Annotated in this window: 24 protein-coding genes and 2 pseudogenes; 11 read left to right on the forward strand and 15 right to left on the reverse strand. The window is 42.8% G+C overall.

Annotation, left to right across the window (positions count from 1 at the left end):
• Nucleotides 1–13 precede the first annotated feature (13 nt).
• From LC065_RS17565 to LC065_RS17580, 4 genes and pseudogenes are all read right to left on the reverse strand, one after another.
• Nucleotides 14–454: pseudogene (locus LC065_RS17565) on the reverse strand (PTS sugar transporter subunit IIA).
• Between the two features lie 20 nt (nucleotides 455–474).
• Complete coding sequence (locus tag LC065_RS17570) at nucleotides 475–1,638, reverse strand: mannitol-1-phosphate 5-dehydrogenase (RefSeq protein WP_226588580.1); 1,164 nt, start codon at nucleotides 1,636–1,638, stop codon at nucleotides 475–477.
• A gap of 242 nt (nucleotides 1,639–1,880) precedes the next feature.
• Entirely contained in the window at nucleotides 1,881–2,441 is a 561-nt protein-coding gene (gene hxlB, locus LC065_RS17575) for a 6-phospho-3-hexuloisomerase (protein WP_226588578.1), read from the reverse strand.
• Complete coding sequence (locus LC065_RS17580; RefSeq protein WP_226588576.1) at nucleotides 2,434–3,144, reverse strand: ribulose-phosphate 3-epimerase; 711 nt, start codon at nucleotides 3,142–3,144, stop codon at nucleotides 2,434–2,436. The genes hxlB and LC065_RS17580 overlap by 8 nt, the downstream gene beginning before the upstream one ends.
• Nucleotides 3,145–3,324: 180 nt before the next feature.
• Here LC065_RS17580 and LC065_RS17585 point away from each other — a divergent pair, with 180 nt between their 5' ends.
• The 4 genes from LC065_RS17585 (at nucleotide 3,325) to sda (ending at nucleotide 6,168) form a co-directional block, all read left to right on the forward strand.
• Nucleotides 3,325–4,077 carry a DeoR/GlpR family DNA-binding transcription regulator gene (locus tag LC065_RS17585; protein WP_226588574.1) on the forward strand — a complete coding sequence of 251 codons (753 nt, stop codon included), beginning with the start codon at nucleotides 3,325–3,327 and terminating at the stop codon, nucleotides 4,075–4,077.
• Between the two features lie 567 nt (nucleotides 4,078–4,644).
• Nucleotides 4,645–5,259, forward strand: a complete 615-nt coding sequence (locus tag LC065_RS17590) for a TetR/AcrR family transcriptional regulator (RefSeq protein WP_226588572.1) — start codon at nucleotides 4,645–4,647, stop codon at nucleotides 5,257–5,259.
• Nucleotides 5,260–5,310: 51 nt separating this feature from the next.
• Nucleotides 5,311–5,943, forward strand: coding sequence for an HD-GYP domain-containing protein (locus LC065_RS17595; RefSeq protein WP_226588570.1), 633 nt, complete (start codon nucleotides 5,311–5,313; stop codon nucleotides 5,941–5,943).
• A gap of 39 nt (nucleotides 5,944–5,982) precedes the next feature.
• On the forward strand, nucleotides 5,983–6,168 hold the full coding sequence (sda, locus tag LC065_RS17600; RefSeq protein ID WP_306163596.1) for a sporulation histidine kinase inhibitor Sda: 186 nt from the start codon (nucleotides 5,983–5,985) through the stop codon (nucleotides 6,166–6,168).
• 278 nt (nucleotides 6,169–6,446) lie between these two features.
• On the opposite strand, the gene LC065_RS17605 is transcribed toward sda, so the two are convergent.
• From LC065_RS17605 to LC065_RS17615, 3 genes are read right to left on the reverse strand one after another with little or no spacing between them, the layout of a single operon-like run.
• The gene (locus LC065_RS17605; RefSeq protein ID WP_226588568.1) at nucleotides 6,447–6,818 is read right to left on the reverse strand and encodes an FAS1-like dehydratase domain-containing protein; all 372 of its coding nucleotides are present in this window, start codon (nucleotides 6,816–6,818) and stop codon (nucleotides 6,447–6,449) included.
• Between the two features lie 52 nt (nucleotides 6,819–6,870).
• Nucleotides 6,871–7,350 carry a GNAT family N-acetyltransferase gene (locus LC065_RS17610; RefSeq protein WP_226588567.1) on the reverse strand — a complete coding sequence of 160 codons (480 nt, stop codon included), beginning with the start codon at nucleotides 7,348–7,350 and terminating at the stop codon, nucleotides 6,871–6,873.
• A 36-nt stretch (nucleotides 7,351–7,386) separates the two neighbouring features.
• Nucleotides 7,387–8,472 carry a hypothetical protein gene (locus tag LC065_RS17615; RefSeq protein ID WP_306163597.1) on the reverse strand — a complete coding sequence of 362 codons (1,086 nt, stop codon included), beginning with the start codon at nucleotides 8,470–8,472 and terminating at the stop codon, nucleotides 7,387–7,389.
• A gap of 268 nt (nucleotides 8,473–8,740) precedes the next feature.
• Between LC065_RS17615 and LC065_RS17620 the strand changes: the two genes are divergently transcribed.
• Complete coding sequence (locus LC065_RS17620) at nucleotides 8,741–8,920, forward strand: NOB1 family endonuclease (protein WP_226588563.1); 180 nt, start codon at nucleotides 8,741–8,743, stop codon at nucleotides 8,918–8,920.
• Nucleotides 8,921–9,140: 220 nt separating this feature from the next.
• Nucleotides 9,141–10,511 carry a branched-chain amino acid transport system II carrier protein gene (gene brnQ, locus LC065_RS17625; RefSeq protein WP_226588561.1) on the forward strand — a complete coding sequence of 457 codons (1,371 nt, stop codon included), beginning with the start codon at nucleotides 9,141–9,143 and terminating at the stop codon, nucleotides 10,509–10,511.
• 198 nt (nucleotides 10,512–10,709) lie between these two features.
• Here the strand turns inward: brnQ and LC065_RS17630 are convergent, their stop codons facing one another.
• Complete coding sequence (locus LC065_RS17630) at nucleotides 10,710–13,310, reverse strand: glycoside hydrolase family 31 protein (protein WP_306163598.1); 2,601 nt, start codon at nucleotides 13,308–13,310, stop codon at nucleotides 10,710–10,712.
• A 550-nt stretch (nucleotides 13,311–13,860) separates the two neighbouring features.
• On the opposite strand from LC065_RS17630, the gene LC065_RS17635 reads away from it, so the two are divergent.
• Nucleotides 13,861–14,697 carry a protein-glutamine gamma-glutamyltransferase gene (locus LC065_RS17635; protein WP_226588557.1) on the forward strand — a complete coding sequence of 279 codons (837 nt, stop codon included), beginning with the start codon at nucleotides 13,861–13,863 and terminating at the stop codon, nucleotides 14,695–14,697.
• Nucleotides 14,698–15,144: 447 nt separating this feature from the next.
• A complete protein-coding gene (locus LC065_RS17640; protein ID WP_226588555.1) occupies nucleotides 15,145–15,333 on the forward strand; it encodes a YjcZ family sporulation protein in 189 nt (62 codons plus the stop codon).
• Between the two features lie 113 nt (nucleotides 15,334–15,446).
• Here LC065_RS17640 and LC065_RS17645 read toward each other — a convergent pair whose 3' ends face one another.
• From LC065_RS17645 to LC065_RS17655, 3 genes are all read right to left on the reverse strand, one after another.
• Nucleotides 15,447–17,378, reverse strand: coding sequence for a fructose-1,6-bisphosphatase (locus LC065_RS17645; RefSeq protein ID WP_226588553.1), 1,932 nt, complete (start codon nucleotides 17,376–17,378; stop codon nucleotides 15,447–15,449).
• Nucleotides 17,379–17,673: 295 nt separating this feature from the next.
• Nucleotides 17,674–18,069, reverse strand: coding sequence for a nuclear transport factor 2 family protein (locus LC065_RS17650; RefSeq protein WP_226588551.1), 396 nt, complete (start codon nucleotides 18,067–18,069; stop codon nucleotides 17,674–17,676).
• Between the two features lie 175 nt (nucleotides 18,070–18,244).
• Nucleotides 18,245–19,240 carry an NADPH:quinone oxidoreductase family protein gene (locus LC065_RS17655; RefSeq protein WP_226588548.1) on the reverse strand — a complete coding sequence of 332 codons (996 nt, stop codon included), beginning with the start codon at nucleotides 19,238–19,240 and terminating at the stop codon, nucleotides 18,245–18,247.
• A gap of 167 nt (nucleotides 19,241–19,407) precedes the next feature.
• Here LC065_RS17655 and LC065_RS17660 point away from each other — a divergent pair, with 167 nt between their 5' ends.
• The gene (locus tag LC065_RS17660) at nucleotides 19,408–20,001 is read left to right on the forward strand and encodes a TetR/AcrR family transcriptional regulator (RefSeq protein ID WP_226588546.1); all 594 of its coding nucleotides are present in this window, start codon (nucleotides 19,408–19,410) and stop codon (nucleotides 19,999–20,001) included.
• Between the two features lie 156 nt (nucleotides 20,002–20,157).
• On the opposite strand, the gene LC065_RS20595 is transcribed toward LC065_RS17660, so the two are convergent.
• Nucleotides 20,158–20,277 carry a DUF6881 domain-containing protein gene (locus tag LC065_RS20595; protein ID WP_371933362.1) on the reverse strand — a complete coding sequence of 40 codons (120 nt, stop codon included), beginning with the start codon at nucleotides 20,275–20,277 and terminating at the stop codon, nucleotides 20,158–20,160.
• Between the two features lie 38 nt (nucleotides 20,278–20,315).
• A complete protein-coding gene (locus LC065_RS17665) occupies nucleotides 20,316–20,738 on the reverse strand; it encodes a MerR family transcriptional regulator (protein ID WP_226588545.1) in 423 nt (140 codons plus the stop codon).
• A gap of 287 nt (nucleotides 20,739–21,025) precedes the next feature.
• Between LC065_RS17665 and LC065_RS17670 the strand changes: the two are divergent.
• Nucleotides 21,026–21,424, forward strand: a pseudogene (locus tag LC065_RS17670) (cupin domain-containing protein).
• 167 nt (nucleotides 21,425–21,591) lie between these two features.
• Complete coding sequence (locus LC065_RS17675) at nucleotides 21,592–22,167, forward strand: DapH/DapD/GlmU-related protein (protein ID WP_226588543.1); 576 nt, start codon at nucleotides 21,592–21,594, stop codon at nucleotides 22,165–22,167.
• Nucleotides 22,168–22,393: 226 nt separating this feature from the next.
• On the opposite strand, the gene LC065_RS17680 is transcribed toward LC065_RS17675, so the two are convergent.
• Together LC065_RS17680 and LC065_RS17685 are read right to left on the reverse strand one after the other, a co-directional pair.
• The gene (locus tag LC065_RS17680) at nucleotides 22,394–23,257 is read right to left on the reverse strand and encodes an aldo/keto reductase (RefSeq protein ID WP_226588541.1); all 864 of its coding nucleotides are present in this window, start codon (nucleotides 23,255–23,257) and stop codon (nucleotides 22,394–22,396) included.
• A gap of 328 nt (nucleotides 23,258–23,585) precedes the next feature.
• The gene (locus LC065_RS17685; RefSeq protein WP_226588539.1) at nucleotides 23,586–24,470 is read right to left on the reverse strand and encodes an NAD(P)-dependent oxidoreductase; all 885 of its coding nucleotides are present in this window, start codon (nucleotides 24,468–24,470) and stop codon (nucleotides 23,586–23,588) included.
• Nucleotides 24,471–24,480: the final 10 nt, after the last annotated feature.

Consider the following 24,480-nt stretch of genomic DNA (forward strand, 5'->3'; position numbering starts at 1 on the left):
CAAGTGACTTGGCTTATTCTACCGTTTGAAGCAGATCCAGAATTTCCTGTTCACTGTTTGATTGTTCCAGTTTTTCTCTCACGTCATCTTCGATCAGCAAGGAAGATAAATCGGAAATCAAGTCTAAGTGGCCGGAAGTATCTTCTGCAGCTAGTGTGAACAGAAGGTTGACCTTTTTATTTTCTGGAAACGGCACGGCCTCTTCTAACTTCAGAAGCGAAATCCCTGTTTTTTTGACAACGCCGTCTTCATTTTTGGCATGAGGCATAGCGATTCATGGAACGATGACGATATACGGTCCATTTTCGTTAACGTTTTGAATCATATCCTCCACATATTTAGGAGTGATCGATCCATCATCCAGCAAAGGAGCTGCTGATTCTTTGATCGCTTCCTCCCATGTACTTACAGAATTTAAAAAATGAATATTTCCTTGCAATTGTTGGCTTAGCATATTGTCAGCACCCTTTCCATTCAGCTTTTCAGCGGTTGTTCTTGTTTCAATTGTAAATATTGATTCTTGATTTTCGATAAGACAATGTCATCGTTCCATTCAGTGAAATGAGCGATGGCCGCTTCGATCCCCTGATCTTCCATATAATTTTGAAGTGTGACAGATTCCTCATCTTCAGGGTTATCAAATAAAAGCGCGGCCGCGATCGCAGTGGTCAGGTTTACGATCGGCAGGTCCATATCATAAAGGACTCTAGCTGGTTTGACTAACCGTTCCTCTGACCCGAGCTTCCGGATTGGAGCCCTTCCTACACGTAAAACATCATCGCTGATGTTTTCACTTTTGAAGCGATCGATGGTTTTTTCAATAAACGCTTCCAACCCCTGATCGTCCATATCATGGATGTGGGTGAAATAGCGGGCAGACTCATGAAGGGTTTCCCTTAAGAACTCCTCCAGCTCGGCATCCTGTAAGGCCCGTTGAATGGTTGGATAGCCTTTCAAATACCCCATGTACGCTGTGGTCGCGTGCCCCATGTTCACCATGTACAACTTGCGCTCGATGTGTGGTTTCAACGTGTCCACGTAGACGGCATTTTCCACTGGGGGAAGCTCCTTATTCACCATCTCAGAACGGTTGATGATCCATTCATAATAGGGTTCAACAAGGGCGATCTCCCCTTCCTTTCGTTTTTCAGATAGCGAAAGACGGTCAATCGCGGAGTTCGGAAAACCAACGGAAGATATGATTTCATCCATTTGTTGTTCGGAAACTATTTTTTTCACTTCTTCTTTCAGTTGAGAAGAAGCATTTATGGTATTTTCATTGGCCATCACATCGATGATAGGTTTGTTTTGTTGCTTTCTTAACAGAAGCCCTTTTGATAAGATTGGAGCAATTCTTGAAAGATTCTGTGCTCCTACAGATGTCGTGATGAAATCCGCTTCTACAATAGCTTCGATGATTTCATTCTGAGCACTTGTATGCAGGGCTCTCACAGGAGAAACGGTCTCCTTCGTGTGATTTTCATCTAGTAACTCGATCACATACTGCTTTTTGGCATTGATGCTTTCGACCAACTGGTGGTCTGCATCCACAAAACAGATTTCATATCCCGTCTTGTTCAGGAGATATCCGATTAAGCCTCGCCCGATATTCCCTGCTCCAAAATGTAGCGCTTTCATTTGTGGGCCTCCTTTACGTCAGGTTCTTTTCAATCGTCCAAGCGCCAATAAACCATAAAAATCAGTATAATAGGACAATGGAAGAGCGTCTATAGAGAAAAAAGAAAAATAACCCTTTTTGTATAATTTTACATATTCTCTCATCTGCATATTGGTAGATTGAGGACTCGCCTAAGGATTCCTTGACCAGCCCCTCTGATCTTCCTTTCTTTTCAAAGGGGCTTGGAATTTGCATATGTCTACTATTCTAAGTTCGCGTGGTATTCCCAAAGCGAATGCAGTTCGATGTTCTCTTTTTTGACCATCATTAAAGCGATAGTATCCCCTAAGAGAAGAAGACTTTGCTCAAATAGACTCTTCATCGGCTGCTGGGACTGTACTTCTTCATCTGTATCCGGGTTGGAACTAATAGGAAGACGTACGAACACATCAGCGTATTGGCTCATGGAACTATTTGGATTCGCACCGATGTGGGCGACTGTTGCATTCAGTTCTTTCGCTTTTTTGGCAATAATGAGAGGAAATGCTGTTTCTCCGCTGCCTGATCCAACGATCAACAGGTCCTTCTCCGTCATGGCCGGTTCTGTGATCTGCCCTACCACGTAGGTCTGAACACCGAGGTGCGCCAACCTTTTAGCGATGGATTTCAATGATAAAAGCACCCGTCCTACACCTACGAAGAATACTTTTTCTGCTTGATTGATCTGTTCGATCAAACGTTCAATCTCCTGACTGTCCACGTTGTTCAATGTGGATGTGATTTCATTAGTAATGACTCCTGCTGCTTCCTTATAGTTAACCATTGATTCCAACCTCCTCATGCAATCCCTCTTGTATCAGTGATTCCATCAATTTTTTGTTACCTTTTAAGCTATTGCTCTTTTCAAACAAACTCGTACTTCCGGCCACCAGGAGGTCCGCTCCGGCTCTGACCAGTGTCGGAATCGTATTCAAGGATACGCGGCCGTCCACTTCAATCTTCGTATCTAAATCTTTGGAGCGGATCAGCTTAGCCAAATCCTCTACTTTTTTCGTAGCATACGAAACTTGCTTTTCACCTTTATCTGTCGCAAATCCAGGGTTTATGAGCATCAAGAGAACTGTGTCTACTTGCGGTAAAACATAATCCAGGACCGATAATGGTGTAGCTGGGTTCAATGCGAGTCCCACTTTGGTATCATGCTTTTTAATCAAATTGATGTAACGGTCAAGGTGGAAGCTTGTCTCCACATGGAAGGTGATTTGTTCCACCCCGATCCGCAGCATCTCCTGTATAAAGAATTCATTGGTGCTGGCCATTATATGAACATCGAATTTCATATCCGTTATTTTTCTTAATTGTTCAATCGTGTTGATTCCGAGGGGCATGCTTGGACTGAAGGTTCCGTCGATTATATCAATGTGTAACGTATCCAATCCCGCTTCTTCAATCTCTCTGACACTCTTCTCAAGATTGCAGAGATCCGCACACATGATGGACGGTGCAATCGTTATATTTCTTTGCATGTTTGTGCCTCCTTATTTGTGTTTATGCGCCTTTGTCAAAATATTAAGGCATGAACAAGAAAATGTAAAGCGTTTTCTTGCATGTTTTTGCTTTTATTTGCACCTTAATGCTGTTTTGTGATTTGTGAAAGCGAAGATCCGTGATATACTGGAAGAAATCAAAGAAGGAGTCTTTCGTGTATGCTTAAACAAGAACGCCAGCAAACCATTATCGATATAGTAAATGAAGAGCACAAAGTCATTGCCAGCGACTTAAGCAGACGGCTGTCTGTTTCAGAAGATACCATTAGAAGAGACTTGAAAGAATTAGACAGCCAAGGCGTCATCAAAAGAGTTCATAGCGGAGCATTAAGAAAGGGACCTCCCGTCCAGGACTTTTCTACAAGACAGGAAATTTTCAATGAAACGAAATCAAATTTGGCGAACAAAGCCCTACAATATATTGAAGATGATATGGTCCTGTTAATCGATGGAGGGACAACGAACTTACAACTGGTCCACCAGCTTCCTTTATCTTTAAAAGGGACCGTGATTACCAACAGCCCGCCGATAGCAATGGCCCTTTCCAATCACAACGACATCGAGGTCATCATGATTGGAGGGACCTTATTCAAACAGTCGATGGTGAATTTAGGGATCGACACCTATGAAGCACTGAATACGATGAGAGCAGATCTATATATCATGGGCATTTACAACATAGATCCTGAAATCGGAATCAGTATCCCACGTTCATCAGAAGCACTGATCAAACGGAAAATGGCGTCGATTTCCACAGAAGTTCTAGGCATGGTGACCAATGATAAGCTGGATACCGTTTCCAACCACATCGTCTGTCCAACCGACCATTTGACGTACTTAATCACAGAAAATGTACATGCGGATATCAAACGTTTGTATGAAAAACAGGGCATTACGATTATTGATAAGTGAGCTCGCTTACGATTTGGGTGCAGCCCTAAACTCTTGCCCCGTCTACATGAAATGTTTGAATACCAATAAAAGCCGGCCTCAAAGGGCCGGCTTTCTTTATGTCACAGACTAAATCGTCCACTTCTTAGGAAACCCTACACAAAGCAAGTAAATCACAAGATGTTTTCGGCATATGGGCAGAGCTACCAACTCCCATCATTATTAACAACCGACCGTTCGGTTCATAACTTGAAATTCCAAAAGCGCATCTATTGTTAGATTTTTCAGAAATAAGAACTTTAGACCTATTATCAATGATCAAATAAAGTGTTAAAAATAATATAAGAATAACCTCTTTGATGGAGATTTATAAGGAGGGATGTCTCTTTTTAAATATGAAACACCATTAAAAAATCATTTACTCATTGATTCTTAATGACTACAGCAAGGATCCACGCACCATTCAATCAATCTCATTTTTTGCCATCACATGACCGACCGTTCGGAAACCTAACACATTATGTTCCTCTCATCATGTAATCCTTTATAATGAAAGATAGAACAATCAATATTTACTGGGGGGAACTTATGAAAACAAAACAAGCGATCATTCAGAATGCTCTTCAATTCTTTGCTGTCCATGGTTACCAAGGGGCTTCGATGGCTCTCATTGCAAAAGAATCACAGATTACTAAATCATCCATCTATAGTTATTTCAACAGCAAGGAAGATTTGTATCTTGCCGTGTTAGATCACTTATTGGAATTCCACTACGAGTATTGGGACCGAAGGAAAAAAAGCATTAGAAAAACGAATACAAAGAAAGCCTTATCCGATATTTTATATACGGCCTATACGACTTCCAATAAAGAAAAGTTCATCTCTATTTTTTGGCAGACGGCTCTTATCGTTCCACCGATCGACTTGAAAGATATCATTGATGACAAGCTAAAACTTGCCAAAAAGGTTGTGGTCACCTACTTGGAAAGCATTTTTCAAATGGGGATAGAGACAGAACAAATCGCACCTGAGCATGAACCATTTTACCTTGCAAGTGCCTATTACTGTTTGTTGGAAGGGGCCACTCTGTCTCACGTTTATGACGCAGTACCAGAAAAGGAACAGTTGCTTCAAACCATATTCGACACATTTTGGAGAGGTCTGGAACCCACTAATACGAACTCTAACTTGACAACCAAATGAATCAAAGCTTGAAATGACAGGAATATTGCGGTTGTCTCAGGAGGCTATAGAATGAAAAATAATAAAGAGCAAATGGATTCACATCTGCTCTATTTATACTCACCTCCAATAAAAAAATTGTTATGTAAACTGAAAAAGCACCACGAAGAATCTTATGAACATTCCATTATGACCACAACGATGTATTATGATTTTTGTAGATTCTCTTCATTAAATGAATGCTTAACCATTAAATTCTTACGCTCCGTCCTTATGAGGGATATTGGAAATCTGTTGCTTCCTCCCTCCATGTTAGATCATCAACATGCATTAACACGATATGACTCGACCCTAATAAAAAAGCATCCCGAATATAGTTTAAACATCGTCTCTCAGTACCCGGAAATTGATATAGATCCACGATTAATCCTTCATCATCACGAAAACATAAATGGAACGGGCTATCCCACTCAGCTTACACATCACAGCATTCCCGATTCAGCAAAAATTGTACGAATTATCGATGCCTATACAAATATGTCTTCCATGAATACCCATACATCCAATTTCACTTATGTGCAGTATCTTTCAAACCTAAAGAGCTATGTAAACATTCATTTTGATTCAGAATATCTATCATTATTTTCGCTCTTTATAGAAAACCAATCTCAAACGGAACAAAGAGATCACTCTTTTGTTAATTAAAGGATACCCATAATCATTCCTGAAGGAGGAAAGTTGAGGGTGAGAGAGTTAAGCGACCAAATGCTAAGAAAAACTTATATTCAAGCCCAAAAACTTGAACTTCGCCCTGATTTCATTGAACTACTAAATCAAGAAATACTCAGAAGGAAGCTGAGCTGTTACGATAGAACATCCCTTCTTGGGGGGAGTGATTCTTCTTCAGAATCACAAAAAAATAATGTCTAAGAGCTTAGCCCGGTGGACGTGTTTTAGAAAAAGGATCAATGGAATTTAGAAGTCATCTTTCTATAGAAGCACAGTAAACCATTCGGTACATCTTAATTTATAAGGACTGATTCATTAATTTAAGGCATAGCAAAGAAAGCCATCCTTTTAGAATGACCATTCCTTTTCTTCAGGAATAGAATTCGTTCCTGGCATTCAGTCCGTTGCATCTTCAGCATGCGGGGCAGGCCATCCATACATCCAGCACTCAAGAGAGATCAGGCCTTCCCCGCTAAATACTAATCCCTGGTGATTCCATGACTCGAACCAATCAACACTTCTTTCCCTTTTTGATTGCGATAAACAGACTTCATTTCCACTTTCTTATGCCCTTCCGCCTGAAAAACCTTTTCCAAGGTCACTTCACAGGTAATCGTATCCCCAGTAAAAACAGGGCGTAAAAATTCACTGACCATATCTCTTGCAATGTAGTGTAAATCCCCACCGATCTTCGTTCCAATCGTCGCCGTTAATAGGCCTTGAACCATCAGCCTTCCCTCGTCATCCGGTTCCACATGATGTCTCCCCTGATCACCGGAAATCCGGCCGAACTCCAATACCTCCTCATTCGTAAACGTGCGCTTCCACGTGTACACATCTCCTGTTTTCATCGACCTCTCCCCTTACATGATTGATAGAAATCCTCATTCTTATTGCGACATCTTACGTCGCTAAGTTTTTTTCAAAATGGAAACGCTGGCCATCATCTGAAACAAGGTGATAGCCATTGGATGTATAAAGCCGTACAGCACTTTCCCATGAGTTGTTCGTCTCCAATACAAGCCTCTCATACTTGCTGGATCGAGCCGCATCTTCAAGCTTCGTAAGCATCCTTTGAGCGATGCCCCTTCTTCGATAGGCACCCTTCACCGGCATCCGTTCAATTCTCCCTACCCGATGACCTTCTTTCGTAACGGCTCCCGTCGCTACAAGCTCACCATCATCAAGAGCAACAAAGAATACATGACCTTCCTTACTATAGGTGCCCATCATATCTTTTAAGTCGGGGTTCAGAGAATGATCGATAAAACCGAAGCGCTCCAAAAACCCGGCCAAAATGAGATTTCTGGCTTCGTCCTCCACCGCTTTATGTAAGGGCAGGATGTCCAGTGTTAAAACCTGCTCGTTTCCCTCTTTTCCCAAAGCTCCTCTCCTCCTTTTCCCAAGCCCGCTTCTTTCTTAAAAATTCTCTAACTCGGCGAGGTAGATATACAGACGCTTTTCGATTTGTTCTTTCGTTCCAAACCGGATGATCTGCTCTTGTGTCAACCTATCTTCCTGAAGCAATTCAAAATGAGTATGAGCCATCGTCACAAGCTTCAGGAACACTTCAATATGTAAATCCGTCTGCTTCTGTATTGAACCTTGCGCATATCCATCTATAAATCCATCTGCATGAGCTCTCAACAGAGGGGCGTGGCGATGATAGTTTCCTTTTGCATATCTCCTGGTATCGTAGACCGTTTGGAAAAAGGTATGATAATTAAACACATGGTTAGCGGCCAGCGAAGTCCCTGTGTAAAGGATTGGAAAAGGGTCGATCATTTTCACACCGCTTTTTGTGAAGATCAAATTCTCAGGTGAAGTGTCCTGATTGGTCAGGATCCGCTTTTCATGGTCGATGGACCGGTTGGGGATTAATTTCTTTCCGGTGGCAGCTACTTTTTCTTTATTGAATGCATAAGCACTTGAAAGAAGGACTTGAAGTTCTCCTTCATACTCTTCTCTCTCTTCGACGATACACGCGCTCAGATCCATGTCGAGACCGCCTTTCAGTTCCCCGTTTTCTCCGATTTCCAAATATCCGATTCCTTCATAAGGAGGATCGATTTCTTCAAGGGCGCGGAAGAACTCCCCCATCTCCCTTCCATATTGCCTCGATTGTGGTTGTGTCTGTCCTTCCAGTCCCAGTGTTGCACCCACATAAGTTTCAATCGTGTAGGTAAGATCTTCATTAATAAAATAATTGAAGTGTTCAGGGCACATGCCTTTCTGCGCCTGGTTCGCTGTCTTGTAAAAGGCTTCGGTAGAGCCATATTCCGCCATCAATTGATCCCGGTTGAAGTCGACGGCTTGATCATACGCAAACTTCTTAGGAATTCGAAGGACAAGCTGATCACTCTCGATTAAGTAAGCATAGTGCCAGGCACCTTCCCCCAAGCGTTTGATATCCGATTCTCCGGCTAATAGGTTTACCCTTTCGTTTTCCAGCGCACGGTTGATTTGTTCTAATTCTGTGATTGACTGTTTCGTCAAGAATTCCATGGTTTTATCTCCTTTTCATCACGTTCGTAAATGTGTTGATTTATTGAATTGTAGATTTGGTGGATCTCCCCCCTTTTTTGTTACCAAATCTTGTTTAAAGTCGTTAGTCCTTCAATATTTTAACATATAATTCCTAATTGTCTGAATAAAACAGAGCCCTTCCATATGGAAGACTTCTTCACTTTGACTCATCTGCTTATAAACGTTATACTAGAAAAACTCTTGAGACTTCGGTACTCATTTGAAATAAGTGATCAGGAGTGAGCGTATGTCAGAAATTAAGGTGGGGCAGTCCATCCAGGAAAGATGCACGAGCTGCTACCACAATGTTCTTAAAGTTATTAAAGTGGTCCCTAAAGAATTTGAAGATAAAACGGCTTATGTTGTTTGGACGCAGTGTCCGGAATGTGGAAACAATGATCATCAACTGACTCAAAGAGACGCATAGAGAACAGGCGATTTTTTCAGGAGCCTGCCATAAATATCGAGCCAACCGTAAAAGGACTTCCTTATTCAGGAAGTCCTTTTAGTTTTATCCATAGAGAAAACGCTGCCATCCGATTATTTTCTAAGAATATCGAAAAGTCTATTGTCCCCTGAGGAGATTCTTGTTAGGATTATCTTTATTCCTTTAAAGCAAACCATTACATCAAGAAAGGAACGAACCTATGAAACAAAAAAACTCATTCTCTACGTATGCCGTTATCGGGACGATGCTTTTCGGGCTCTTCTTCGGTGCGGGCAATTTAATCTTCCCCATTCAACTGGGCCAAATGGCAGGAACCTCATTCTGGCCGGCATTGATCGGGTTTCTTGTAACAGCGATTGCTCTACCTTTAATGGGAATCCTCGCGATTGTATTGTCTGGTAGTCAAGGCTTGAATGACCTGGCAGGCCGGATCCATCCGTTATTCGGAATCTCTTTCGCTGTCATTCTCTATTTGACGATTGGTCCTTTTTTCGCGATCCCGCGAACAGCAACCGTTCCTTTCGTCGTCGGATTTGAACCCTTCATCCAACCCGAACAGACCCAATTGTGGCTTGCGGTGTTCAGTTTTGTATTTTTTGCACTCGTCTATTATTTTTCCCTGAACTCAGCCAAAGTCATGGATATTATCGGAAAATACTTAACGCCGACATTTTTGCTGTTTTTATCCATTCTCATCATTACCGCCATCGTCAAACCGATGGGTAATTTCGGAGCGCCGACCGGTGATTATGCCTCGGCCCCTTTCATGACAGGATTCACGGAAGGTTATAATACGATGGATGCCCTTGGTGGACTGGCACTCGGGATTGTGGTGATCACCGCGATCCGTCACATGGGAATTACCGATACGAAGGCGATTGCCCAAACGACATGGAAATCAGGAATCTTCGCCATGGTGCTTATGATGCTTATTTACGGTCTCATTGCCTACATGGGAGCTTCAAGCGTAGCTGTCGTCGGAAACCTGGAAAATGGCGGTCTTACTTTTGCCGCGGTTGCTGAGCATTTCTTCGGTCCGTATGGCGCGATTTTACTCGCCATCATCATTGTCCTTGCGTGTTTGAAAACAAGTATCGGACTGATTATCGCCTGCAGTGAATTTTTCCATACGATCTATCCGAAAATCAGCTATAAGACATTCGTGCTGATTCTTTCCTTGATGTCGTTCATGATCGCGAACTTCGGTCTGACGAACATCATCCAGTATGCGATCCCTGTACTGATGTTCTTGTATCCAATGGCGATTGTGCTGATTCTGCTCGGACTCAGTTCCAAACTGTTCAATCATAAACGTACAGTCTATGCCGGAGCAATGATGCTGACCGTTTTCGTCAGTACCATCGATGGCTACAACGCGCTTCTAGGAACGATCCCTGGTGCAGCCAATCCGTTGCTGGAATCGGTAAGTGAATTCTATAGTATGTACCTCCCGCTTTACGAAATCGGACTAGGCTGGATGCTGCCCGCATTGATCGGTGCCGTCCTCGGCTATTTTTGGAGAGAAGGAAAACGCACAGAGTCTCCTGTGCTCGCTCATTCAGGATACTGAACATCTTGATCCAGCACGCAAACGACCAAATCTTCGGGTTTGGTCGTTTTTATTTCAAATATCCCTCTATCCGAGATGTCCCACATAAATAAATTTTTATAACATCCTCTCCTTCCCACCTTACTTTTGGTAAGGATCATTTATATAAAAAATAGAAAAGGCCCAGGAGCCTTTTGCTCTGGACCTTTCCATCTTCACTTAATTTTTATTCTTACCTTTAGCTGTTTTCTTATCATTATGGAAGAAGATTTTCACTTTTTTCGTTTCGTCTACAGGTACGTTGACAAACGTCGTTCCATTTTCTTCATCATAATAGTAAGTGTTTTCGTTATTCTTCACTTCATCTTCAGAATCTACTTCTTTATACTTCGTAGAAGCAGCCTGGACTTTTCTCGGCATATTTTCATTGTTTAATTTCAATGTGTATGTTTCAAGAGCTGAATCATAATTGGAGACTTCTTGATTAGATGTGAATTCTACATGCTTTCCTTTACGCTTTACATGAAAAGCGGTTTGATTAAATTCACCATTCTTGTAATCTTCCGTCTCTCCATCGTCTTCAATGAAAGTATAAGTAGACTCGTCATCAAGATAAGTATCAAGAATCAAGTTCTCCAGAGGCTTCTCACCTGTATGTTTTTGCACATTACGATGAGGAACGATATCTCCTTTTTTAACGTACAGAGGAAGCGTGCCAAGGTCAGCTTCTCGATTGATCGTCTGTCCACCTTCATGTTCTTCTCCAGTCCAATAATCGACCCACGTTTCTCCTTCAGGAAGATAGACGTCTCTTGATGTCGCGCCCTCTTCTACAACAGGAGCTATCATGAGAGAGGATCCGAACATGAACTGCTGGTTGATGTCATACGTGTTTTCATCTTCATGGAACTGATAGACCAGCGGCTGTTGGACAGGCGTGCCATTTTCACTGGCTTCAACGAAGGCATTATACAAGTATGGCATCAGCTTGTAACGCTGCTCAATATATTTCTTACTGATGGCTTCTACTTCTTCGCCATACTGCCATGGTTCCTGCCCTGGAATATCCTTCGCATCCGGATCGAAGGCTACCGTACTACCGTTATCGGCATGAATACGGGAGAAAGGAACAAAGACTCCGAATTCAATCCAACGAGCGAAAAGTTCAGGGCTCGGACGCTTGGCGAATCCTCCAATATCATTTCCGACAAATGGTACACCGGATAAACCGACATTGTTATTCATCGGAATAGCTAAACGCATGGATTCCCAGGAGCTTTCGTTATCACCTGTCCATAGTGTGCTGTAGCGTTGAGATCCCGCGTACATATCACGTGTAAGAACAAACGGCCGTTTGTTGGGTTTTAAAATATCGAAGGCTTTGTCTGAGGACATCGCTTCGTAATGAGCAAACATGTTGTGGAATTCGGAGTGCAGCATGTCTCCGTATTGTACATCCAGAGGTTGAGTTTTTGTAGGTGTGTCAAATACAGCAGGTTCATTCATGTCGTTCCAAATGCCATCGACCCCTGCATCAAAGATACGACGGTGGCTCTCCGCCCACCAATCACGGACATTTTCCTTAGCAAAGTCAGGGAAGACAGAATCTCCAGGCCACACTTCTCCAACATAAGGGGAGCCGTCCGGATTCTTAGCCCAATATTCATTCGTTGTACCTTCATCGTACATGTAGTAACCTTCATCCACTTTAATACCAGGGTCACTGACCGCAACAGAACTCACACCTTTATCCTCAAGCCACTGGTTGAAAGCGGCAGGATCTTCAGTGAAGTCTTCTCCCCAAGTGAAATTGCGGTAACCATCCATGTGGTCGATATCCAAGTGTACCCCATCAAGTGGGATATCTTTTTCACGGTACTTCTCTACAATTCCTTTGATCTCATCCGCTGTTTCGTATCCCCATTTACTCTGGTGAAGTCCAATCGACCATTTCGGAGGTCGCTGCATCGTCCCTGTGAGCTGACTGTAGCGCGTCAACACATCCTGGATTTCCGGTCCATAGGCGAAATAGTAGGATAGTTGACCGTCATTGGCGTAAAAGTAGTAGTAATCATCGCTCTCACTAGCCATCTCATAATACGAGCGATGACTATTATCAAAAAAGATTCCATACGCTTTCTCATCTTTGAGCCCGATAAAAAACGGAATCGTCGTATATAAGTATTTTGTATCTTCTTTATAATTATAAGCATCATTATTCCACATACCCATGCTGTCTCCACGGCGGTTCAGGTCACCCGCCTGCTCTCCAAAACCATAGAAAGCTTCTTCGTTCGATGTGTCTTTAAACACATATGGTTTTCCTTCTTCATAACCTGCACCATATTCCTGGTTGTCCTGGTTGATGACATTTCCTTCACTATCCAGGAACTTGATGCCAAACGGCTTCTTACTAATTTTCACGGTGATCTCATCAGTAGAAACAGAAATGGTCTCATCATCTTCTTCCATTTCAAAATTTGGAGTATCCCAATCGTTTTCTGTAATCGCAGCCGTTTCTTTTTCCTCTTCTCCCTGCTTCAAGATCGAAATTTTAGCTACGTCATCAGTCTTAAGCTTGATGTGAGCCTTATAGTTATCGGATAAAACAATCTTCACACCATCTTCAACTGTTTCCACCGATTGAACCATAAGCTTTTGCTGCATGGCCGCCGCCTTGTCCAACTCTTTCTCCGGGTAGGTATCCGCTACCGCTTGTACATTGGATTCCGGAATGACAGCCGGAAGTAGAAGTGTTGTCGCTACCGTCACCGTAGCTAAACTTCTGCCCACATTTTTCGTTCGCTGTTTCTTCTTCAAAGCAATCACCTCGTTTTTGTTTTTGTGGCATAACATCCACATTTCAAGCTTATTTCATTGTCTGAATAATTAGCAAACGATATCAGAGGCGGGTTTTTGTAGGTCATAAGGAGGGAATATCAGATTTTTTTCAGTGTCACAGCGCCTTTTCCCTCTGTTTTAATGAGTTAAAAAACTAAGCGGAAGGTAGGTAGGCGTTTACACTGTATTTACATAAGTCAAGACTTTTTAAGGATCGACCTTCTCTTTCCGGTAAATAAACACCCATGCCTAAAAGCGGGTGAAACTCCCATAATTAGTATGTAAATATAAAGTTAAGTAACATAATTGAAATAAAACCTTTGTATGAAAACGCTATCTTACTCTTCACCTTACTTTTTTTATTTTTCCGATCTTACTTTTCGTGTGAAAAGACCAAATTTATCCACATTTAAGGTGAACCAATAATTCGGATCGAAAACTTTAGACTGCATGCTTGAACATTATCCTTCTCTCTTATGAATACGATAGGTACAAGGACAGATGTTTCACTTCGCAAAGGAGGAACCGTATGATCCAGGTATCCGGGATGCCCTTTCAACCAGGTGATTCGTGGAAAGCAGATACAACGGAAACGACGATCATAGAAGCCTTACAAAAGACTCCAAATCTCTACTCTTTTTCATCAGAAAAGGAACTCATGTTTGAAGTTAAAAGCAGAAAGAACATCATTGTCAGCGCAAAAGAAATGGACGAAGGAGAATCAACATTTGCCACTTTTCGTACGGCGCGCTGCAATCCTGAATATTGGCAACTGACGACTGCCGGCGGATTTTTGCTGAGACGGCAGGTTTCCCCTGCTGATGCCATCCGTGATATTTTCAAAAACAGTGCTCAATATAAATTCGAGTGTGCGACCGCTTGTGTCATCAACTATTATCACGGTCTCCTCAAAACGATGGGCACCTCTTCCTTCAACACTCTCTTTCCAAACCTTTACTTATATAGCTGGCACACCGATGATGACCTCGGCTTGTACTCCTTTTTCGCCAATCATTATATTCCGGGGGATGTCGTGTATTTCAACAATCCTGATGTGGGCCCGAGTACTCCATGGTTCAGAGGTGTGAACGCAATCGCCCTCGGTGATGATGTATTCTTCGGGCATGGGTTCAGTATCCGGACAGAAGGAAAGATGATTGAAGGTTTGAATACAAAAAGAAGACCCGACAGCCAGCAATCCGCTTATTTATCAGGCCTGATCACCCGCCCTTCCTTACAGTCATTAGCCAGGTTCTCAGCTGGACGGACGATTCATAAAACAAGGCCGTTCCTTGTCCACCACAATAAGACTTCCGTGTCCTTCAGGCAGTATTTATATGAGTTAATCTATAAACCCAAGTATTGAATTCATGGTTGGTCACCTGGAACAGCCCTTCATTATAAGCTTTCCATGATGAACACTCCCCACGGGTAAAAATGCCTACTTTAAACGTGGAATGTATCTTTTGTGTCATGGTTTATTTTTTTAGAAGTCGGGTATAAGTGAATAACTACTTTTGACCCAGTATTTTATTTATGAATAAATATAAATAACTATTAGCAATGTGTTCCATGAGAGGGGAAGATGGCTTTGATTACCTGACTCGGAACTACACCTTTTACTTGCACCGTTCAATTAGCAGAAGTGTCCATACCCCCGGGGAAGTGCCCCCCTGAGCGTGAATCCATTAAGATGAACCACCTCTTTCGTACACCCGTGACATGCACCCATTTTTAAGGTTGACGGGCTCAACTTTCTGTTAGGCGAGTACAATATAGTGACAAAGAAACAAAACGAAAGGGATGTTTTCACATGGAAAATGTTAATGCTCCGTACACGATGGGTGCTAATGTGAACGCACCTTATATGGGTGCCAATATGCCTCACATGCCGGTTGCTCCTATGTACCACTGTCGTCCACGTCGAAACAATTTTGTTTTGATTGTGGTATTGTTTATTCTATTGATCATTGTCGGATGCAGCTGCAGCATCAAGTGGTAAACCATGGCTGATTCCGACCATTGGGTAAACACCTCATGGACGGAAGCCTGACACAGAGAAAAACTAAAAAAGGACGATGGCTCCACGTGAGCCACCGTCCTTTTTCCATCGTCTTATTTCATATACTTGTATTCCATCAAACTGTTCAGAATATAGATCTCCTGAAGCAATTCTTCTCCGACGTTCGTCTCCAGCACCTTTTTCCTCTCAAGCTCTTTATCTACCAGTCGCTTCACAGATAATACATCCGTTCCATCCCGCAGCACTTCTTCCTTCGAATTGAAACGTTTATGGGCGACAAGCTGCATGCCGAAAGAGTTATACAATAAGGTGTACCCGGCAATTCCTGTCGTCGACTGATAGGCTTTCGAAAAGCCTCCATCGATGACGACCATCTTCCCGCCTGCTTTGATCGGGTTTTCCCCCTCGATCTCTTTGACTGGTGTATGCCCATTAATGATATGGCCCTGGTCTGGGTTGAGGTCGAATTCAGCAAGGATCTTCCGGCAGACCTCCTCATCTTCCCGCAAATAGTAGTAAGGGTTTTTCCTCTCTTTATGGGTGGCTTTATCAGAAATGAAGTAGCGCTCGAATGTCGTCATTTCTCTTTTTCCGAACAGGGACGAATACTGCCCCGTCCATAAATACCAGACCATATCTGTCGCGAGATCATCCGTTTGTTTTGGATTCGCAAACGAATGGCGTAGATAATGCTCAAAAATATCAAGCAGTTCCCGCCCGGCATAGGACTTGTCTTCGATCGTCATTTTTTCCATATTTCCTTCTTCATCGACCGGGATGCACCCGTGAATCAACAAGTTGCCATTGTATTTCAAGTAAAGGCTGCCCTTTTTCACGAGGAATTTCATGTGTCTGGCAAGCTTTTCTGAATGCTGGATGGAAAACAACAGCTTCTCGATGACCTGCTCTTCTTCCTCCAGGAGACGGTTCGGGTCTTCTGGATCGATCGTTGAAAAGCAAGGGTCTTCAAGCGGATAGGTATTCCCGTGGAGGGTGATTTCCTCCCGGCCATAATCCACTTTTTCAAGCAGTAAACGTTCAGACATGTTGAAATACGGGTGTCTTTTAATAATCGAACTCTCCAGCTTGAACTGGATCATCGCGATCGCCTGATGCATTTTTGTAATTTGCAGCTGCTCATGATCCGACGGTTTGTCATCGGTATGGATCTTAGGTCTGAACGCCGCATGATCGTCATAATATTTCTCGGCAAGGTTGAGCAGCGGTCTTAAGTTGATGCCATACGCATCTTCAATGATTTCCAGATTGTTATAGCGGGCGCAAATGCGAAGGATGTTGGCAAGACACACCTTAGACCCGGCAAAAGCACCGATCCATAAAACATCATGGTTCCCCCACTGGATATCAACCGACGGATAATGAATGAGTGTTTCCATGATTTTATCCGGCTCCGGTCCCCGGTCATAAATATCGCCCACAACATGCAGGTGGTCCACCACTAGCTTTTGTGTAGCATAAGCAAGACCACTGATGAGCTTGTCCGCCTGACCGAGGGAAATGATCTGTTGAACGATTTTCTTATAGTACGATTCTTTATTTGTAATGTCATCCGTCTTGTAGAGCAGTTCTTCTATGATATAAACGAATTGCGTCGGCAGGGCCTTCCGCAACTTGGAACGTGTGTACTTGGAAGAAGCATAGGAAATAAGCTTGATCATACGGTCGATGGTTTGCGTGTACCACATTTCCAACTCTTCATTATTGTCAAAACCGTTCTTGATCAGCTTGATTTTTTCTTCGGGATAAAACACGAGTGTCGCGAATTCATCCAGTTCCTTTCCTGGCAATTCCTCTTCAAAAAGATCCCTGATTTTCTCTTTGACTCTCCCTGAGCCATTCCTCAGTACATGTTGGAAGGCCTGATATTCCCCATGCAGATCACTGACGAAATGCTCGGTTCCTTTTGGCAGGTTTAGGATCGCTTTCAGATTGATAATTTCAGTGACGACTTTTTCTTCGCTGTCGTATTTTTGAGCAAGTAAGTCTAAGTATTTTGTATTCAAGGTTATGTATCCCCTTTCAAAATTCACCATGAGATCATTTTTTAAAGAAGAACTCTCTGACAAGCCTTGCGATTCTACTTAATTATTTCAAAGGATTCTGTCTAAGACAATACTCTTTGGTAAAAAAGAGGGAAATCCCGGTTAGGAAAATCCCTCCATCTGAACATCAAGCATTGGAATTCGCTTGAACCTCCTTGCTATTCACATGTACATTCGTTTTAATTTTTCCATTTGTTCCACCTTCACTATTGCGGATCAGTCCTTTAAACAGATTCCACCCTAACGACACCTTAGGCTAGAAAGCACCATTTTCATTCGGTGAGTCTTTCGGAATCGGCTGACCGATGTCCCACAACTCCACGATTTCCCCCTCTTCAAAGCGGATGATATGGACAACGGCTACTCCCGGGTCTTCCTGATGTTGTTTAATATGAGAATGAACGACGACCATATCTTTTTCTTCGATCGCACGATGGACTTCAAGCGTCTTATGAGGATTATTGGCGGCGTCCTCTTCCATTGCGCTCATCAGAGAATCTTTATCACCTTGGAAGTAGGGGTTGTGATGGGAAAAATCAGAACGGACATACCTTTGATACGCTTCCCTTACCTCTCCACCTGCCACTTGCTCCAAAAAAGATACCGCTCGTTCTTTGTTGGAAAATGCCGCACTGTCCTGTTTTGAATTCATAGATAAGCACCCTTTCATCTATAGGTCATCGATTTAGTAATGTACCTTTCAATTATTTCAAACGATTTCCAAATACTCAAGATGTATGAAAAAAAGCGCAACCCTTTGAAGGGTTGCGCTTTCCAAATGGTTTGATTCTAACTTAAAGAGGAGACGGTCACACCCTTTTAACCATTTAGGAAAGGATGTTCACTACCGTTCTTCCTCTTACTTTTCCTTGTAAAATATTAGACAAAGTATCAGGAAGTTCTTTTAAAGAAACTTCTTTTTCGATTTCTCCTAAGTCATCCGGCTTCAAGTCCGTAGCCATACGCGTCCATAATTTCTCTCTCAAGTCTTTAGGACAGTAAACGGAATCAATGCCGAGCAGATTCACTCCTCTAAGGATGAAAGGGAACACCGTTGTCGGCACTTCCACCCCGGCAGTCAAACCACTTACAGCAACGGCACCACCATATTTCGTATTACTCAGAACAGATGCCAGTGTTTTTCCTCCCACGGGATCGACCACACCTGCCCACTTCTGCTTACCGATCGGGCGGATCTTCTCAGGGGTCACTTCTTCCCGGGAAATGATTTCTTCTGCGCCTAATGTTTTCAGATATTCATGTTCCGATTCTTTTCCTGTGCTTGCTGTCACATGGTAGCCACGCTTTGCGAGCATAGAAACAGCCATACTGCCGACACCACCAGTGGCACCAGTAACGAGAATCGTACCGTCTTCCGGCGTAATGCCGCTTTCTTCAAGACGGTGGACAGATAGAGCTGCCGTGAATCCTGCTGTACCGAAAGCCATCGCTTCTTTCAATGTCATATTCTCCGGCAAAGGGACGACCCAATCGCCAGGGACACGTGCATATTCACTGTATCCACCATAGTGGGAAACGCCTAATTCATAGCTGGTGACGACAACCTCGTCCCCTTCCTGATAGCGGTCATCATCGGACGAGACGACGGTCCCGGCAAGGTCGATGCCAGGGACGAAAGGATAGGACTGAACGATTTTGCCGTTCGGAATACTTGCCAATCCATCTTTATAGTTGACGCTGGAATAGTGGACTTGAATCGTCACATCCCCTTCCGGCAGATCTTCCAAAGTCAACGATTCCACATTCACTGAAAAATCTTCCTCTGTTTTGTTCACGACAAGTGCATTGAATTCTTTTGTCATCCGTTCATTTCCCCTTTCTGCTTCCTCATTTACTAGTTTATAAATCTATCATAGACCATTTTATACTGACTGGTCAATTTATTTTGACCAGTCAGTATAAAAGATTCGAATATCCTCTCCTTTTCTTGTATAATAAACAGAGCATCCAATGGAGGTTAGATTAGAAAATGGCAAAAAAAGCAGAACAGAGACGCAAACAGATATTAAAAGCTGCCTTCCAAGCCGCAACCGAAAAAGGCTATGAGTCCGTCACCCTACAGGATATCGCCGATTATGCCGATGTCAGCAAAGGGGTCACGAATTATTACTTTAAAAATAAATCCGATGTGTTCACGCAATTGTTCGAATGGATCACGACACGCATCTATGAAAAAGAAGCCGCATCCATCAGTGAACAGGAAACAGCTATAGGGAAGCTTGAAGCTTACATCGACCGCGTGTTCATCAGTCCGGAAGAAAATAAAAATTTCTACCGTGTGTACCTGGACTTTTTATCCCAAGTGAAAAATAACGAATCGTATAAAGAGATCAACCAAAAATTCTACGAAAACTGTTGGTCCATCGGCAGGGAGATCATCCATCAAGGATTGGAAGAAGAAATCTTTGATGTTGATGATGTAGAACAAACAGCGATAAGTATCCGCTGCATGATTGATGGCAGTTTGATTCAATGGCTGATGAGAGATGACGATCAACTGCATGACTATTACCGTACGGCCTGTTACGAGTCCATTCTGAAAATCCTAAAATACAAAACGTAAAGCGACCGTTATGCGGTCGCTTCTTATCATGTTATAAACAAAGCTGTCCCCCCCATAAAAGAAACATTATCCCTCTTCTATATACTAAAAATGAGCACCCCCTCTTATTATGGGGTACTCATTAATGAAAGCTTTTTACTATTCATTCAACCCCCACTACTTCCTTACTTCAGCATTCCACATTCGTGTAAATTCAGCTTCACTCATGTATTTGGGTTTGAATTCCTTATTTTTCTCTATATCTTCAATTTCAGGTATAGGGACAGTTGAGAGCATTCAACGTACAAATACTTCATTAAACAGACCCTTTTGTACTATTTTTGTTCTTCATCCATTCCCTTTCTGTCTACAAACGTTTCATACAAATTCGCAGACCGGTTTTCCTCCAAACTGCTTTGATAAAAATCAATTTTTTTATTTAAAAGCTCTAGATTTTTCTTGTAGATCTCTATCTGCTTCTTCACTTTATCTCTATGGTTGGTCAGGATATCAATCATTGCCACTGTACCTTCTTCTCCTGATTCCCATAACTGCGTATAGTTCTTCAAGTCTTCCATAGACATGCCTGTTTCTTTCATGTGTAGGATAAACTCTGCCCATAATTTATTATGTTCGGAATAATTACGAATATTGTTCTTGTCACGATCTGGTACAACTAAACCCTCTTTTTCGTAATACCTTAACGTATGTTCACTGACACCGATCAGTTTTGAAAGTTCTCCAATACGATACCCCATCGTTTACACATCCTCATTGTCATTTTCATTTCCGGGACAAATTCATAATGATGTCCCTACATCCGTTCTTCCTTAAGTTATATTTTACGATTATTTATCATTCGCTTCTCGTAAAACTTGCATTCCCCGTTCTTTTTATTTTCTACCTATACATTACTACTTAGAGTTAACTTTAAGTCAAGGGTACGGCCAAATGTTCCTTTTACATTTTACCCCTTGCCTTAAAGTGTACACGAAGGTCTATACTTTTCCTTGAACTTAATTAAAGGTAAAGGGAGGCTATGAACATGGCAAAGGAAGAGTTACGGAACAGCACGATCTTTCCATTAGGACAGAAAGTCGAATCAGAAAATTTCATCGGTGACGCTTACTAGCAGATGGTGTTTACAGACGAGAAGCCACTCAACACCGCCATCGGAAATGTAACCTTTGCTCCGAGAGCCCGTAATAGTTGGCACTCGCATACAGTGGGGCAAGTGTTGTTGGTTACGGGTGGGCAAGGCTGGTATCAAGAAGAAGGAAAACCAGCCCAGTTCATCGAAACCGGCGATGTGGTGAATATCCCGGCGAATGTAAAACACTGGCACGGAGCGACAAACGAAAGTTGGTTTGTCCACTTAGCCATGACCCCAGGAGAAACCGAGTGGATGGAACCAGTCGACGATGATTGGTACGACCATTTGTAAAAGGAAATAAGAAACGGGAAAAGTCAATCTTTCATGAAAGATTGACTTTTTTTCTCGTCTAACAGGCAAGGCTTTGTAACCAGTCCAGCCCCCTTTTTTGCCTTAGAGTCCACTCAAAGGGGTAGAATGGGAGTAATGATCTTACTAATGAAATAAGGAGGCCTCCTATGGACATCAACGGATTTTTAGACCATTTGAATGAAGGCAAGACTGTAGAAGGTGGATCTAAGGTCCATCAAGTGATGCATAAGGTATCACAGGAAGCATTGAAAATAACTGCAGAGCTGAACGGGAAATACCATCCGCCGGAGAAAGTGCGGGAACTATTTTCAGAATTAATTGGAAAACCAGTCGACAGCAGTTTCGCTATGTTCCCTCCCTTTTCCAGCGATTGCGGCAAAAACATCGAAGTAGGGAAGAATGTCTTCATCAATTCCGGCTGCCGATTCCAAGATCAAGGGGGGATTACCATTGGAGATGGAGTGCTTGTAGGACATAATGTCGTATTGGCCACGTTGAATCATGACGTCCATCCTGAGAAACGCAGCACGCTCCACCCCGCTCCTATTAAAATCGGAAATAATGTCTGGATCGGGGCGAATGTTACGGTGGTCCAGGGAGTGACCATCGGGGATGGAGCAATAATCGCTGCAGGCTCCGTCGTTACAAAAGATGTTCCATCGAACGTTATGGTCGGAGGGGTCCCTGCAAAGGAACTGAAAAAAATAGATATATCTCAGTAGTACGAAGATTTCTAAGAATAGAAGTCGATCTCTTGAAGCGATATGGAGCTATCGAACGAATTCATAACCAGCGTACAAGTGAATCAGTTTAGAAGACAGGTGCTGACGCTCCTGTCTTTTTTTAGAAACTGGCGGGGTTATATTCAAATAAAAAGAGACCGATCTCTCGGCCTCTTTTTGCTGTTCCAAATTCGATGTTTTTAGTAAAACTTTCAGATTCGGAGTATTACAGCTTCCCACCGAATACAGGCATGACACTCGCCTCGCCATAATCTTTGATGGTTTCGATATTTTTCAAGAAATCCATGTCCTCATCGGAAATTGTGAAATCTACATCCGCATTATTCTTCATATGGTCTGGGTTTGCCGTTTTAGGCAGCGGAAGAAGTCCAAGCTGCAGAACATACCGAATGCTTAATTGAGGTACAGAAACCCCATACTTCTCTGCAAGGTTTACTACTTTCTCGTTCTTCAACAATTCTCCATGTGCGATCGGTGAATAAGCTTCCACGAGAATGTCTTGTTCCTGCGTATATTGAATCAATTCAAACGGTGTATTGCTGATATGAGCGAGAATTTGATTGACCATCGGTTTGACGGTGCAAGCACTGAGAATGTTTTCAACATCTTCATTTTGGAAGTTTGATAAACCAATGGCACGAATTTTGCCTGCTTGGTACGCTTCTTCAAGAGCTTTCCATGCTTCACGGTTTCCTCCGAAGTAACGATCTTCACCGCCGAAGTCCTTCCATGGTTGTGGACTGTGAATGATCATCATATCCACATAATCCAGTCCCATCGTCTCTAACGATTGATCAATGGCTGAAACAGCTTCTTCATATGATTTGACTTCTGCAGCCAGTTTTGTCGTAATGAACAAGTCTTCTCTGTCCACACCACAAGCGCGAATCCCTTCACCCACACCACTTTCATTCTGATACGCCTGAGCTGTATCAATATGACGATAACCGATTTCCACAGCATCAACCACAGCCTGTGCGACTTCGTCATTGTCAATCATCCATGTTCCAAGACCTAATTTAGGAATCTCGATTCCATTTGATAGATGATACGTATCCTTCAACATCATGAGAACATCCCCTTTTTTTAGTTAGTGTTTGAACGGCACTCTACTTCTGTGCCAAAAAAATCAAAGACATTCAAGTCAAATGTGATTGATTTACATGCAGTATATTGCCTAGAGTTAACTCTAGGTCAAGAATAAACCCCTGAAATCATTTATGTAACGCCCAATTCTTCTGCCCCCGCTCTTCAACGAGTGAGCTAAGGCTAGATCAATTCAAGGAAATCCGAACTAATCTTCCTGATCGTTTTCTCTATTTGGAAAGCAGGACCTCCTTCACTCGTACCAATATGAAAAGAGTCCTTGGGAGTTTCATCTCCTCAAGGACTCTTTTCTATGAGACTGGCGTCATCATTTGATAGTACTTATACAACGCCTGCGTTCCATCATTATCTCCACCTGCTTCACTCAGTTCCTCATACAACTGCTTCGCAAGTTTCAATCCAGGGACGGGAATCTGCATGTTCTCCGCAGAATCAATGGCGATTTTCATATCTTTAATAAAATGCTTCACATAAAAGCCTGGGTCAAAGTTTCCATCAATCATCCTTGGTCCGAGATTAGATAACGACCAGCTTCCAGCGGCACCGAATGCAATACTGTTCAACACTTTCCTTGGATCAAGACCGGCTTTTTCTGCATATGTAATCGCCTCACAGACGCCCATCATGCCGGATGCAATCGCGATTTGGTTGCTCATTTTCGTATGCTGGCCGGCTCCTGCTTCGCCTTGGAGGACGATATTTTCGCCCATCGCTTGAAAAACAGGAAGGATTTCGTCAAAATGCTCCTTATTGCCGCCGACCATTATCGTTAGCTTTCCGTTTTTGGCTCCAACATCCCCACCGGATACGGGAGCATCATACGCATAAATATCATCCGCTTCAGCTGTCTCAGCAATCTTCTGTGCCAGATCAGGAGAGGACGTTGTCATATCGATGACGTAGGAACCTGGCTTCGCATTCTCCAAAATCCCTTCTCCACCGAAATACACTTCTTCCACATCGCTCGGATACCCCACAATCGTAATGATTAGGTCAGAATGTGAAGATAAAGCAGTCACACTTTCCTTCCAGTTCGCACCTTCCGCTAACAGGTCGTCCGCCTTCTCTTTCGTACGCGTAAACACATTCAAATCATATCCTGCCTTCATCAAGTTGCGTGCCATGCTTTTCCCCATCACACCTGCACCGATGAAACCAATCGTTTGTTTCGTCATCTGCCTCTCC

Source organism: Halobacillus litoralis, assembly GCF_020524085.2.
In the GTDB taxonomy this organism is placed as follows: domain Bacteria; phylum Bacillota; class Bacilli; order Bacillales; family Halobacillaceae; genus Halobacillus; species Halobacillus litoralis_E.

What these genes read in the sequence shown, in the direction of transcription:
- brnQ (WP_226588561.1), top strand. Translation starts at nt 9,141, where the DNA reads ATGAAACAAAAAAACTCATTCTCTACGTATGCCGTTATCGGGACGATG.
- LC065_RS17640 (WP_226588555.1), top strand. Translation starts at nt 15,145, where the DNA reads ATGGAAAATGTTAATGCTCCGTACACGATGGGTGCTAATGTGAACGCA.
- LC065_RS17620 (WP_226588563.1), top strand. Translation starts at nt 8,741, where the DNA reads ATGTCAGAAATTAAGGTGGGGCAGTCCATCCAGGAAAGATGCACGAGC.
- LC065_RS17615 (WP_306163597.1), bottom strand. Translation starts at nt 8,472, where the DNA reads ATGGAATTCTTGACGAAACAGTCAATCACAGAATTAGAACAAATCAAC.
- LC065_RS17675 (WP_226588543.1), top strand. Translation starts at nt 21,592, where the DNA reads ATGGACATCAACGGATTTTTAGACCATTTGAATGAAGGCAAGACTGTA.
- LC065_RS17650 (WP_226588551.1), bottom strand. Translation starts at nt 18,069, where the DNA reads ATGAATTCAAAACAGGACAGTGCGGCATTTTCCAACAAAGAACGAGCG.
- LC065_RS17660 (WP_226588546.1), top strand. Translation starts at nt 19,408, where the DNA reads ATGGCAAAAAAAGCAGAACAGAGACGCAAACAGATATTAAAAGCTGCC.
- LC065_RS17685 (WP_226588539.1), bottom strand. Translation starts at nt 24,470, where the DNA reads ATGACGAAACAAACGATTGGTTTCATCGGTGCAGGTGTGATGGGGAAA.
- LC065_RS17655 (WP_226588548.1), bottom strand. Translation starts at nt 19,240, where the DNA reads ATGACAAAAGAATTCAATGCACTTGTCGTGAACAAAACAGAGGAAGAT.
- LC065_RS17595 (WP_226588570.1), top strand. Translation starts at nt 5,311, where the DNA reads ATGAAAAATAATAAAGAGCAAATGGATTCACATCTGCTCTATTTATAC.
- LC065_RS17570 (WP_226588580.1), bottom strand. Translation starts at nt 1,638, where the DNA reads ATGAAAGCGCTACATTTTGGAGCAGGGAATATCGGGCGAGGCTTAATC.
- LC065_RS17585 (WP_226588574.1), top strand. Translation starts at nt 3,325, where the DNA reads ATGCTTAAACAAGAACGCCAGCAAACCATTATCGATATAGTAAATGAA.
- LC065_RS17680 (WP_226588541.1), bottom strand. Translation starts at nt 23,257, where the DNA reads ATGATGTTGAAGGATACGTATCATCTATCAAATGGAATCGAGATTCCT.
- LC065_RS17635 (WP_226588557.1), top strand. Translation starts at nt 13,861, where the DNA reads ATGATCCAGGTATCCGGGATGCCCTTTCAACCAGGTGATTCGTGGAAA.
- hxlB (WP_226588578.1), bottom strand. Translation starts at nt 2,441, where the DNA reads ATGGTTAACTATAAGGAAGCAGCAGGAGTCATTACTAATGAAATCACA.
- LC065_RS17665 (WP_226588545.1), bottom strand. Translation starts at nt 20,738, where the DNA reads ATGGGGTATCGTATTGGAGAACTTTCAAAACTGATCGGTGTCAGTGAA.
- LC065_RS17605 (WP_226588568.1), bottom strand. Translation starts at nt 6,818, where the DNA reads ATGAAAACAGGAGATGTGTACACGTGGAAGCGCACGTTTACGAATGAG.
- LC065_RS20595 (WP_371933362.1), bottom strand. Translation starts at nt 20,277, where the DNA reads ATGCTCTCAACTGTCCCTATACCTGAAATTGAAGATATAGAGAAAAAT.
- LC065_RS17590 (WP_226588572.1), top strand. Translation starts at nt 4,645, where the DNA reads ATGAAAACAAAACAAGCGATCATTCAGAATGCTCTTCAATTCTTTGCT.
- LC065_RS17580 (WP_226588576.1), bottom strand. Translation starts at nt 3,144, where the DNA reads ATGCAAAGAAATATAACGATTGCACCGTCCATCATGTGTGCGGATCTC.